The sequence below is a fragment of the Algibacter sp. L4_22 genome (genome assembly GCF_023473045.1).
Classification (GTDB): domain Bacteria; phylum Bacteroidota; class Bacteroidia; order Flavobacteriales; family Flavobacteriaceae; genus Algibacter.
Window position 1 is genome coordinate 230,199 of record NZ_JAMCOK010000002.1, and the last position, 12,759, is coordinate 242,957.

The 12,759-nt window shown below is 32.8% G+C and carries 13 protein-coding genes; 9 read left to right on the forward strand and 4 right to left on the reverse strand.

All coding sequences use genetic code 11. The annotated features are described in order from the left end of the window. Window positions 1-4: 4 nt before the first annotated feature. The 3 genes from M4I23_RS05655 to M4I23_RS05665 all read right to left on the reverse strand — a co-directional run bounded on the left by M4I23_RS05655 (window position 5) and on the right by M4I23_RS05665 (window position 1,870). Window positions 5-721, reverse strand: a complete 717-nt coding sequence (locus M4I23_RS05655; protein ID WP_158849899.1) for a hypothetical protein — start codon at window positions 719-721, stop codon at window positions 5-7. Window positions 722-733: 12 nt separating this feature from the next. Next, complete coding sequence (locus M4I23_RS05660; RefSeq protein ID WP_158849897.1) at window positions 734-1,270, reverse strand: hypothetical protein; 537 nt, start codon at window positions 1,268-1,270, stop codon at window positions 734-736. 141 nt (window positions 1,271-1,411) lie between these two features. Continuing rightward, on the reverse strand, window positions 1,412-1,870 hold the full coding sequence (locus M4I23_RS05665; protein WP_158849895.1) for an Lrp/AsnC family transcriptional regulator: 459 nt from the start codon (window positions 1,868-1,870) through the stop codon (window positions 1,412-1,414). Between the two features lie 158 nt (window positions 1,871-2,028). Between M4I23_RS05665 and M4I23_RS05670 the strand changes: the two genes are divergently transcribed. Beyond that, on the forward strand, window positions 2,029-3,234 hold the full coding sequence (locus tag M4I23_RS05670) for an aminotransferase class I/II-fold pyridoxal phosphate-dependent enzyme (RefSeq protein ID WP_249753748.1): 1,206 nt from the start codon (window positions 2,029-2,031) through the stop codon (window positions 3,232-3,234). Window positions 3,235-3,315: 81 nt separating this feature from the next. Here M4I23_RS05670 and M4I23_RS05675 read toward each other — a convergent pair whose 3' ends face one another. Further along, window positions 3,316-3,957 (reverse strand): protein-L-isoaspartate(D-aspartate) O-methyltransferase, encoded by a 642-nt coding sequence (locus tag M4I23_RS05675; protein WP_158849891.1) that lies wholly within the window; start codon window positions 3,955-3,957, stop codon window positions 3,316-3,318. Window positions 3,958-4,114: 157 nt separating this feature from the next. Between M4I23_RS05675 and M4I23_RS05680 the strand changes: the two genes are divergently transcribed. From M4I23_RS05680 to miaA, 8 genes are all read left to right on the forward strand, one after another. After that, entirely contained in the window at window positions 4,115-5,074 is a 960-nt protein-coding gene (locus tag M4I23_RS05680) for a Gfo/Idh/MocA family protein (RefSeq protein ID WP_158849889.1), read from the forward strand. A gap of 78 nt (window positions 5,075-5,152) precedes the next feature. Next, the gene (locus tag M4I23_RS05685; RefSeq protein WP_158849887.1) at window positions 5,153-6,040 is read left to right on the forward strand and encodes a 3-hydroxyacyl-CoA dehydrogenase family protein; all 888 of its coding nucleotides are present in this window, start codon (window positions 5,153-5,155) and stop codon (window positions 6,038-6,040) included. A 4-nt stretch (window positions 6,041-6,044) separates the two neighbouring features. Continuing rightward, window positions 6,045-6,662: a M23 family metallopeptidase gene (locus M4I23_RS05690; RefSeq protein WP_158849885.1), complete on the forward strand. Its 618-nt coding sequence runs from the start codon at window positions 6,045-6,047 to the stop codon at window positions 6,660-6,662. Between the two features lie 22 nt (window positions 6,663-6,684). Beyond that, window positions 6,685-7,350, forward strand: coding sequence for a YggS family pyridoxal phosphate-dependent enzyme (locus tag M4I23_RS05695; protein WP_158849883.1), 666 nt, complete (start codon window positions 6,685-6,687; stop codon window positions 7,348-7,350). 80 nt (window positions 7,351-7,430) lie between these two features. Then, window positions 7,431-8,795, forward strand: coding sequence for an exonuclease domain-containing protein (locus tag M4I23_RS05700; RefSeq protein ID WP_249753749.1), 1,365 nt, complete (start codon window positions 7,431-7,433; stop codon window positions 8,793-8,795). A 3-nt stretch (window positions 8,796-8,798) separates the two neighbouring features. Further along, window positions 8,799-10,766, forward strand: a complete 1,968-nt coding sequence (locus M4I23_RS05705) for a DUF3857 domain-containing protein (protein ID WP_249753750.1) — start codon at window positions 8,799-8,801, stop codon at window positions 10,764-10,766. Between the two features lie 27 nt (window positions 10,767-10,793). Beyond that, entirely contained in the window at window positions 10,794-11,615 is an 822-nt protein-coding gene (locus M4I23_RS05710) for an ion transporter (protein WP_199269863.1), read from the forward strand. A 206-nt stretch (window positions 11,616-11,821) separates the two neighbouring features. Then, window positions 11,822-12,736: a tRNA (adenosine(37)-N6)-dimethylallyltransferase MiaA gene (gene miaA, locus M4I23_RS05715; protein WP_249754054.1), complete on the forward strand. Its 915-nt coding sequence runs from the start codon at window positions 11,822-11,824 to the stop codon at window positions 12,734-12,736. Window positions 12,737-12,759 lie beyond the last annotated feature (23 nt).

Consider the following 12,759-nt stretch of genomic DNA (forward strand, 5'->3'; position numbering starts at 1 on the left):
AAATCTACTCACTCAAATCGTCAAATTCAGGTTTACAAAAAATTAAAGCAAAAATAAAAATACCATACATGCAAACATTAGCAATTAAATAAATTTGCCATCTTAAAAAGATAAAATCCCAATCTAAATGGCTCATATATAAATCGTAAAACACCAAAGGTGTAATAATGAGCCACCAAATAAAAACAGCAAAACTAATATAGAAATTTAACGATTTATAAAAGGTGAGTATTTTATCGCTTTTTAACACTTCTATAAAATAACAAACTGTACATAAAAAAATAATAAAAGCCCCAAAAACACTAATAGAAGGAAAAAACATTCTAAAATAATCGTCCCAATTAAAAGCAATATAGCTTATTGAAAACAGCAAAAAGCTAAAAGCAGCTATTTTAACTAGCTTCTTAAAAAGAACTGTTTTCAAAACTCTATGATAATAAAATGCAAAAAATACAATAGCCCCAATTTTCCAATACAAAGTGGTCCACCAATAGTTTTTAACAAACACCGTACCTTGTAAAAAACTAAACAGCCCGCAATCTTTGATGTAACGTGGATAATTTGATATAAAATCGCATAAGGTTAAATACACCAAAAAGTATATAAAAAATTTAGCAGCTGTAGGTTTATACTTTTTTAAAAAAAATAAACCTGTAACAGCTGCTAAAACTTCAACTCCGGTTGTAATAAGGAATTTATAGGCTAATAAAAATTCGTCCATGACGTATATTTATCAAGGATATCCTGTTTCTCCGCCACCACCTTCATTTAATGGGTCTACTGGGATATCGTCATCGGCATCTCCAAAAAACGATACATTTAAACTACTTGCTTTAGATGTGTTTTTATGTCCAGTTGGTACAATAAACATAGTATTTCTGTTTTTCTTACCAGGCTTTCCGTTTTTTCCGTAATTACCTAAGTAAACACGTAAACCCGTCATGGTATACCCTACCGTATCAGATTCCTTTTTAGCGAAAGCGATATAATCTTCAATATTTTCTAAATCCCACATTACAGAACGCATAGGCTTTCTTTTAGATTTATCGTCTAACTCTATAGTAGAGTCTATTTCTTTCGAGTTGTTTTGTTCCCAATTCGCGCTAAGTGCTTCGGCTTCAATAATAGTAATAGTTCCTGTTGGTTTTTTAACAACTGCTACTCTTTCATTTTCTGCTTCTCCCGCCTCTTCTATTGGTCTTGGACAAAAATAATAAGTTAATGCGGCTCCAATAATAAAGCCCAAAATAATGTAAACTAATTTTTTCATATTTATTTGGTTAAAATGGTTTGATTTCCGCTAAAGTAGTAAAAAGATTTATGCCTCTTAAGTTAGTTTAGCTCTAATAGAAAACAAAGCTTATTTCTGTATGAAAAACCTTAAATATTAGCTAAATAACTAAATTTTCGGCTAAAAATTAATAACTGTAGTATATTTCACTTCATTTATAACAAACATACTGTGCGTACTCCCAATATGATTAATGGTGGTTAATTTTTCGACCATAAACGCTCTAAAAGCAACCATATCTTCAACTAAAACCTTTAATAAATAATCATATTCACCACTTAAATGGTAACACTCTAATACTTCGTTTAATTTTGTAACTTCTTTTTCAAACTTTACCACATAATCTTGGCTGTGCTGTACGAGTTTTATATGGCAAAATACCACAAAATCGCGCTCAATTTTTGTTTTATTTAGTAATGCAATATAACTCTCGATAAAACCTGCTTTTTCTAGTTTTTTAATCCGCTCGTAAACCGCAGTAACCGATAAGTTTAATTTATTAGAAAGTTCCTTATTAGTCTGTTTACTATCTATTTGCAGGTATTCCAGCAGTTTTTTATCGGTAGCATCAAAAATCATAATCGAAAATATATCGTTAAAACAAGGTTTAATTTACAATGTAATGAAATATATTCTGCATTATAAAGCTATCTTAGATTTATTTTCCTTTAAAAGAAATTCTTATTGTTTATTAATCTACTAATAACCTTATTTGTATAACATATAAAACAAACTTTATGGCTTTTAAACCCGCAAATAATATTCAGGATTTACAATATTTTGGAGAATTCGGAGGTGTTAACCCTTCAATTTCAGATTCGTCTACATATACTTTTTTATCCGCAAAAACCATGTTCGATACGTTTGAGGGCAATGCCGATGGCTGCTATTTATATTCGCGCCACTCCTCGCCTACTAATCTTTATTTAGGCGAAGCTTTAGCTGCTATGGAAGGCACAGAAACCGCTAACGTTTCGGCTTCGGGAATGGGTGCTATCACCCCTGTTTTACTACAATTATGTAATAGCGGAGACCATATAGTTTCTAGCCGAACTATTTATGGTGGTACTTATGCTTTTTTAAAAAACTTTACACCTCGTTTTAATATAAAAACCAGCTTTGTTGATATTACAAGGTTAGAATTAGTTGAAGCCGCCATTACAAAACATACCAAAGTATTGTATTGCGAATCGGTGAGCAACCCGTTATTAGAAGTTGCTGATGTTAAGGGTTTAGCTGCTATAGCAAAAAAACACAACTTAAAATTGGTGGTAGATAACACGTTTTCGCCACTATCTATTTCCCCTGCCATTTTAGGTGCGGATGTAGTAATCCATAGTTTAACAAAATTTATAAACGGCTCTAGCGATACTGTTGGCGGTGTGGTTTGTGGTACACAAGAGCTTATTAACGATTTAAGAAACGTAAATAGCGGCGCATCTATGCTACTAGGCGCTACCATGGATAGTTTACGGGCTTCGTCTATTTTAAAAAACTTAAGAACCTTGCATATAAGGATGCAACAGCACAGTAAAAACGCTTTATTTTTGGCCGAAAATTTTGAGAATTTAGGTTTAAAAACGGTTTATCCAGGTTTAGCCTCGCATCCATCTCACAATTTATTTAAAAGCATAATGAATGAAGCTTACGGTTTTGGAGGCATGCTAACTATAGATGTTGGCTCTGCGGAAAAAGCGAATGCACTTATGGAACTCATGCAACATAAAAACTTAGGCTATCTAGCGGTAAGTCTTGGCTTTTACAAAACGCTGTTTAGCACACCTGGAAGTTCAACATCTTCAGAAATACCTGAAGCAGAACAAAAAGAAATGGGATTATCTAATGGATTAATACGGTTTTCAATTGGTTTAGATCACGATATCGAACGAAGTTTTGAAATCATGAAAACCTGTATGATTGAAATTGGAGTACTTTCTGAATAAAAAAACAGCTATGAATTCACAAATTAGAAACATCAAATTCGTGAATTCATACTAAAAGGCATGAATAGCTATAACTAAAGCCTAATTTTTATCTTCTAATAAAGGCACAAAACGAAATTCACCAAATTCTTCTTGCTCAAATTCCTTTTGCCCTTTTCTAATAAAAAGTGTCATAATCTGCACATCGTCGCCTACAGGAATAACAAGTCTTCCTCCTATTTTTAACTGGCTTAACAGAGGCCTTGGCACAAATGGCGCACCTGCTGTTACAATAATACTATCAAAAGGCGCTTCGGTTTTTAAACCTATATAACCATCTCCAAAAATGAGTTTTTTAGCACGATAGCCTAATTTTGGTAAAAATTTGCTTGTTTTTTTAAACAGTTCGTTTTGGCGCTCAATACTGAATACTTTTGCGCCTAATTCGCACAAAACAGCCGTTTGATAGCCACTACCCGTACCAATTTCTAAAATTTTATGTCCCGCCTTAATTTTCATTAATTCACTTTGAAAAGCCACGGTATAGGGTTGAGATATGGTTTGATCGGCTGCAATAGGAAACGCTTTATCTTGGTAAGCATGATCTAAAAAACTAGAATCCATAAATAAATGTCGAGGAATTTTACCAATAGCACCCAATACAGAAGGATCGGTTATACCTTTCTTTTTTAATATATTAACCAATTGCTGCCTTAATCCCTGATGTTTAAAAGTGTCTTTCAATGCTTGCGAAGTTTTAAAGGCTAAAATTAGTCAAACATTTTTAAGCAGAAAGCATTTTTTATAGAAATTATTTTTAGTAAAAATTACGTAAAATTTTAAGCGTAATTAAGTAAATTGAAGTCTTAATTATGTTATTTTTGTTGAAAACCTATATATTATGCTAAACGCTGGAGTACTTGGTGCTGGTCATCTTGGAAAAATTCATTTAAGACTACTTAATCAATCAGAAAAATATAATCTTGTCGGGTTTTATGATGCCGATGAAGCTAATGGAAAGCTTGTAGAAGCTGAATTTGGATACAAATTTTTCAATTCTATAGACGAGCTAATTGATGCTGTTGATATGGTGGATATTGTAACGCCAACCCTATCGCATTACGATTGCGCTAAACAAGCTATAGCAAAAGGAAAACATGTTTTTATAGAAAAACCTATTACCAATACGGTTGAAGAGGCCGAACACATTAGACAGCTTTTAGCCGATCATAATTTACGTGGCCAAGTTGGTCATGTAGAGCGGTTTAACCCTGCTTATTTAGCAGTAAAAGACGAAATTAAATCACCAATGTTTATTGAAACACACCGGTTAGCAGAGTTTAATCCGCGTGGCACTGATGTACCTGTGGTATTAGATTTAATGATACATGATATCGATATTATTTTAAGTGTTGTAAAATCTAAAGTAAAACATATTTCTGCCAGTGGTGTTTCGGTTATTAGCGATACACCAGATATAGCAAATGCACGTTTAGAGTTCGAAAATGGCTGTGTTGCCAATCTTACTGCGAGTAGAATTTCACTTAAAAAAATGAGAAAAGCGCGTTTCTTTCAAAAAGACGCTTATATTTCTGTCGATTTTCTAGAAAAGAAGTGTGAAGTTGTTAAAATGAAAGATGCTCCAGAAACTCCTGGTGATTTCGATATGGTTTTGCAAAATGCAGAAGGTGTTAAAAAACAAATTTATTTTGATAACCCTAAAGTTGCCGATAACAATTCTATTTTAGATGAATTAGAAACTTTTGCTCACGCCATAAACACAAACACAACTCCTGTTGTAACATTGCACGACGGTACGGAAGCGCTACGCGTTGCAACTCAAATTATTGAATGTTTTTAACATAAAAACGCTTTAAATTTTTAATATTCTAAATATTAGAAGGTTTTCGCTTACGCGGAATTAAAACACATTATTAGAATGAAAAACATAGCAGTTATTGGCGCAGGAACCATGGGAAATGGTATTGCGCATACTTTTGCACAAAGTGGTTTTACTGTAAACTTAATTGATGTTAGTGAAAATGCTTTAAAAAAAGGCTTAGAAACTATTGCGAAAAATTTAGATCGCATGGTTATAAAGGAAAAAATAAGCGAAACTGATAAAACGAGTACACTTGCCAATATTTCAACTTATACTTCAATCCCAGAAGGAGTAAAAAACACCGATTTGGTGGTTGAAGCAGCTACCGAAAATCTAGATTTAAAATTAAAAATATTTAAACAAATTAGTGATACTTGCGACGATAATACAATTTTAGCAACCAACACCTCCTCTATTTCTATAACACAAATTGCTGCAATTACCGCGAAACCAGAAAACGTGATCGGCATGCATTTTATGAATCCGGTGCCTATTATGAAACTGGTTGAAATTATTAGAGGCTACAACACAAGTAACGAGGTAACAAAAACCATCATGGATTTATCTGTTAAATTAGGTAAAACCCCTGTTGAAGTTAACGATTACCCTGGCTTTGTTGCCAACCGCATTTTAATGCCCATGCTAAATGAATCTATAGAAACACTTTATAATGGCGTTGCTGGCGTAAATGAAATTGATACCGTAATGAAACTCGGTATGGCGCACCCAATGGGACCATTACAATTAGCAGATTTTATTGGCTTAGATGTTTGTTTATCGATATTAAATGTGATGTATAACGGATTTAAAAACCCTAAATATGCACCGTGCCCTTTATTGGTTAATATGGTAAATGCTGGAAAACTTGGTGTAAAATCGGGTGAGGGTTTTTATGATTATTCTGAAAGTAGAAAAGCAGAAAAAGTATCGAAACAGTTTTTATAATATTATGTCTAGACTACCGATTCTTATAATAATAACAAATTTAATATTTCTTTCATGCAAAGAAAAAAGCGGTATACCAAAAATTGAGATAGCACAAGTAGCGGTTAAAAAACAAATAACTTTAAAAGAGAAATACACTTCACTATTTCAAAACACACCTGATTATAAATCGGTAAAGTTCGATTTCCCCGTAGGGAAACCAAATGCAAAAGGGTATTATAATGCTCAGAAGTTTCAAGAAAACTCCCATTTAGGCGACGATTGGAATGGCATTAAAGGTGGTAATTCCGATTTAGGCGACACCATCTACTCTATTAGTAACGGCTATATTATGGAAACCAAAAACTACAAAGGCGGTTGGGGAAACGTAGTGAGAATTAATCATTTTTTTAAAAACAAATTATACCAATCGGTATACGCACATTGCGATACTATTTTAATTAAACAGAACCAATTTGTAAAACGTGGAGACAAAATAGCGACTATAGGCAACTGTAACGGTGTGTATTTAGCTCATTTACATCTAGAAATTAGAGATTCCATAGAGTTAGATATCGGCAATGGTTATTCGAATATTACAAAGGGATACATAGACCCTACTTTGTTTATTAAGAATAATTAATAATAGATTAACAACAAACCAAATGAGTATTAGTAAAAACCTCCTTGAAATAAAATCAACTTTACCAGAACACGTAACACTTGTAGCGGTTTCTAAAACTAAACCTGTTCCCGATTTAATGGAAGCATACAATGTTGGTCAACGTATTTTTGGTGAAAACAAAATTCAGGACATGGCCGATAAGCACGAAACCATGCCGAAAGATATTCAATGGCACATGATTGGGCATGTACAACGAAATAAAGTAAAATACATGGCCCCCTTTGTTGCTTTAATTCATGGTGTAGATAATTACAAATTATTAGTAGAGATAAACAAACAAGCCCAAAAACACGATAGAATTATAGATTGTTTACTTCAAATAAAGATAGCTTCGGAAGATTCTAAATTTGGCTTATCTCCAAATGACGCTTTAGAAATTCTTCAATCCGAAGATTTTTCAACATTAAAAAACATTAGAATTACTGGTGTTATGGGTATGGCAACTTTTACTGATAATGAATCGCAGGTTGAAACCGAATTCAAATTATTGAAATCAAATTTTGATAGTTTAAAAGAAATACATCCTGATAACAGCGCATTTACAACCATTTCCATGGGAATGAGTGGCGATTATAAATTAGCAATTCAATCTGGAAGTACTATGGTTCGCGTTGGAAGTAGTATATTTGGGTTAAGAAATTATTAAAAGGAAATTAACAGAAGTATAAAAAAACGGATGACTGAAGACTGCCAACCGAATACGACTGAATTCTAAAAGAAAAGCATTTGTACGCAATAGTAGATATAGAAACAACAGGTGGCAAATTTAACGAAGAAGGTATTACCGAAATAGCCATTTATAAGTTCGACGGTCATGAAGTGGTCGATCAATTTATCAGCCTTGTAAACCCAGAACGTGAAATACAGCCATTTGTAGTCAATCTTACAGGCATAAACAGCAATATGCTACGCGATGCTCCAAAGTTTTATGAAGTAGCAAAACGTATCATAGAAATTACCGAAGATTGTATTCTAATTGCACATAATGCCCAGTTCGATTATCGTATTTTAGGTACTGAATTTAGGAGATTAGGCTACGATTATAAACGTAAAACACTTTGTACGGTAGAGCTTTCCAAAGATTTAATTCCAGATCAGCCGTCTTATAGTTTGGGTAAACTTGTTAGGTCGCTTGGTATTCCAGTAACAGATAGACACCGCGCTTCTGGAGACGCATTAGCAACAGTTAAACTTTTTAAGCTATTACTTACCAAGGATACTACAAAAAGTATTATTCAGAAATCCATAAAACTGAATCAAAAAAACAAACTTGATTCTAAATTCTTAAATATATTAGACCGTCTTCCTTCCGCTACCGGTGTCTATTACATTCATAATGCTGAAGGCGATATCATCTATATAGGGAAAAGTAATAATATTAAAAAAAGACTTAACCAACACTTTACCGGAACGAATTCAAAGTCAAAAAAATTACAAAGATTAGTATGCGATGTAACCTACGAATCTACAGGAAGTGAACTTGTTGCACTCCTTAAAGAAAATGAAGAAATAAAACAAAACAAACCACTATTTAACAGAGCTTTACGACGATCCATCTTTACACATGCTTTATATAGTTTTGTTGACGAAAACAACTATATTAATTTAAAAATTGATGTGGCCGATGGCCGTAAAAAAAACATAACAACATTTACTAACAGACAGAGTGCAAAAAGTTTTTTAGCTAACGTTGTTGAAGAATATGAACTCTGCCAAAAATTAGCTGGACTTTATAAAACCAAAACTAGCTGTTTTAGTTACGATATAAAAGCTTGCAAAGGGGCTTGTATTCAAAAAGAAGCTCCGGAATCATACAATAAAAGAGTAAATGCGTTAATTGAAAAACACAGTTACGCCAAGAAAAACATGGTAATTATTGATAGAGGCCGTGATATTGATGAACGCACTGCTGTTTTAATAGAAAATGGTGTTTTTAAAGGACTTGGATTCTTCAATCTAAATTATCAGATTAACAATATAAAAGTACTTGAATCCATTATTACACCTATGGAAAACAACCGAGATGCACAGCATATTATTAAAAATTATATTCGAAAAAACAAGCGCATAAAAATAATAAACTTCGACTAATACATGAAGCAAGCTGCACTATTCCTCTTTCTATTAAACACTTTACTAATCTCTGCTCAAGAAGAAATTTATAATTCAGAAAGCTTTGATGTTACTCTTGAAGATTTACAAACTAGAACATTCGCAAAAGACTCCTCTGCAAATGCCATTGTTATTTACGAGCAAGGCAATAGTTATGTTGACAAGGAAGATTACGACCTTCACACCCAAATAAAACACAAAATAAAAATACTGAATAAAGAGGGTTTCAATCACGCAAACGTTACTATTTACTTATACAAATCTAAAGACAGTAAAAAAGAAGTAGAGCATATTGAAGCCACAACTTATAACGAAGTAAGTGGTAAAATGGTTAAAAGTCATCTTTTAAAAAAAAATATTTATACCGAAGTCTACAATGAAAATTACAATATCGTTAAATTCACTTTACCAAACATAAAAGAAGGATCGGTAATAACTTATAGTTATGAAATAATTTCGCCATTTATGTTTAAATACCATGGTTGGGATTTTCAAAGCGATATTCCAAAACTTTATAGCGAATATAAAGCGAGTATTCCTGGTAATTGGCTATATAATATAAAGCTTGTAGGACAAGAAAAACTTGACGTAAATGAGTCTGTAATTAAAAAAGAATGTTTGGTAATGCGAAACGGAGCTACCGCCGATTGTGGTAACAGCACATATGGCATGAAAAACATTCCTGCTTTTATTGAAGAAGATTACATGACCACTAAAAGCAACTATTTAGCACGAATTGAATACGAGCTAAAAACATTTAGAGGTCCGGACGGATCTATCAAACACTACACAAAAACATGGAAAGATGTTGATAGAGAGTTTAGAACCGAAAAAGAAATTGGACGTCAAATCAAAAAATCAATAAAATTAGAAGAGCTTTTAAGCCCTGGTGTTATCGCAGAAACAGACATCTTAAAAAAAGCCGAAGCCATTTATAAATACACACAGAATAACTATACATGGAACGGTGATTATAAAATTTTTAAAGATGTTTCTATAAAAGAACTACTAAAAACGAATTCTGGCAATGTTTCTTCAATAAACATCTTATTACATAATATTTTAAGAGAGGCCAATATCGAGGTAAAACCTGTTCTACTTTCTACTAGAAATAACGGTTTTCCTACAACCATTTACCCTGTAATTTCAGATTTTAACTACTTAATAGTTCAGGCAACTATAAATAACGAAACCTATTTTTTAGATGCTACCGATAAATTTTTAAGCTTTGGAGAAATACCCTTTAGGTGCTTGAATGATAAAGGCCGTGTTTTAGATTTTAAAAACGGAAGCGAATGGGTCGATATTGTACCAAAAACTCATACAGCAACCATGTACTCAACAATGCTAACCTTAAATGAAAATGCTAGTATTAACGGGGTTATAAAAACAAATAAAACGGGCTACCACGCCTTATCTTCTAAAAAAGAATATTACAAAAATAGTGATGCCTACATAGATAACTTGGAAGACAAATACCCGAATCTTGAAATAAACAACTATAAAGTTTTAAGTGAAGGGCAAACGAGTGGTAAATTTAGCGAAGCTTATGATATCTCTTTTGAATTTGATAATAGCAGCGCCGATCTCTTATATCTAAATCCTTTTATTGTTAAATTTTTCTCAACCAATCCGTTTAAACTTCAAGAACGCTCCTACCCGATAGATTTTGGATATCCTGATACTTATTTTTATACATTAAAATTAAATTTCGATCCTGAAAAATTTGAGATTTCCGAAACACCAAAAAATGTAAATCTTACCATACCAAACAATAAAGGCGTCGTTTCTTTTTCATCGGTAGCTCAAGAAGATTATTTACAACTTATGCTCAAAATAAGATTTAATAATGCTTTATACCCGCCAGCCTATTACCCATATTTAAAAGAGTTTATGAATAAGGTGGTAGATATTCAAACAAATTCACTAATATTATTAAGGAGAAAATAAGAAATCATTCCTTACTTTTGAATCATTATGAGTCAAAAACAAAAAAAACATTGGCAAACCCGTCTTCATGAAATTATTTATGAGGCAGACACGCCGGAAGGTAAACTTTTCGATGTTGTACTCCTTATTGTTATAATTGCCAGTATCCTACTCGTTATGCTCGAAAGCGTAAATAGTATAGATAGTAAATACCACACTATAATAGATATTTGCGAATGGATTGTTACAATACTTTTTACCATAGAATACATAGCGCGCATTGCTACAGTAAAAAAACCATTACATTATATCACTAGTTTTTATGGTATTATCGACTTACTATCTACAATTCCCAAATACCTATCACTGCTCTTTGCAGGAACACACGCTTTGGTAGCACTTCGAGCCTTGCGGTTATTACGAGTGTTCAGAATATTAAAATTGGGTCGCTATCTTGGCGCATCAAATAATTTACTTACTGCCATTAAGGCTAGTCGTGTAAAAATATCGGTATTTTTATTTGCTGTTGTTATTATATCCGTCATTCTAGGTACTATAATGTACATGGTAGAAGGCGAAGAAAACGGCTTTACAAATATCCCAAAAAGCGTGTATTGGTGTATTGTAACCCTAACAACAGTTGGTTATGGAGATATTGCGCCACAAACTCCAATGGGACAATTAATAGCATCTATAGTCATGATTTTAGGTTACGGCATCATTGCGGTTCCAACTGGAATTGTAACAGCGGAATTATCTAAAGTATCAGAAAAAAAACCTGAAATTAACACACAATCTTGCCCAAATTGCTCTGCTGAAGGCCATAAAGACAACGCTGATTTTTGTTATAATTGCGGGCATAAATTTTAAATTTTGTAAATATACTTTTTAACGCTACCCCTATTAAATCAGACTGTATTACATTGACTCTTATTTTAAATAAACGTTTAGCAGGTTGTATATTATTTTCTAAAGACTAAAAGACAGCATAAACTTGCCAAGCTAATACTTTTCGTTTTCCTTCAAAAAATCCGAGACTTTTATCTATTTTTGATAACTCTAAAAAAAGAATACTTATCAATACAACATCAAAATATCTTATTTCCATTGTTGGCCCTACAGCCATAGGAAAAACAGCATTAAGTATAAAACTAGCACAGCATTTTAAAACCGAAATTATTTCGGCCGATTCTCGTCAGTTTTTCAAAGAAATGCAAATAGGTACAGCAGCGCCATCCCCTGAAGAACTTGCAGGGGCAAAACATCATTTTATCCATCATAAATCTATCCAAGACAATTACAATGTTGGGGCTTTTGAGAAGGATGCGATAAGTTGCTTTGAGACTCTTTTTGAAAATCATGATGTAGCTATTATGGTTGGAGGCTCAGGACTCTATAATGATGCCGTAACAAAAGGACTAGACTATTTTCCTGAAGTTGAACCTTCAGTTCGAGAAGCGCTAAACAAATCTTTAGAAAACAACGGGTTAGATTTTTTACAAAATCAACTTAAAGAGTTAGATATAGCATCATATAATAACATAGCCATAGACAATCCTCACCGTGTTATTCGTGCACTAGAAGTTTGTATTGGAAGCGGAAAACCGTATTCTTCTTTTCTAAATAAGGAAAAAAATAAGCGCCCTTTTACAACTATAACTATTGGTTTAACTGCCGATCGTGAACTGATTTACAATCGCATAAATCAGCGTGTAGAAATCATGATAAATCAAGGTTTATTAGATGAAGTTAAAACACTACTTCAATACCAAAAACTGAATGCCCTAAACACAGTTGGCTACAAAGAATTATTTCAATATTTAAATGAAGAATGGACTCTAGATTTTGCGATTTCAGAAATTAAAAAGAATACGCGCCGTTTCGCAAAACGTCAGCTTACCTGGTTTAAAAGAAATGAAAACACACTTTGGTTTGATTATGAAAGTGATTTAGATGCTATTATTAATAAAATAACCGAAAACATGCTCTAATTATAATTTTTAGAGCAAGCACA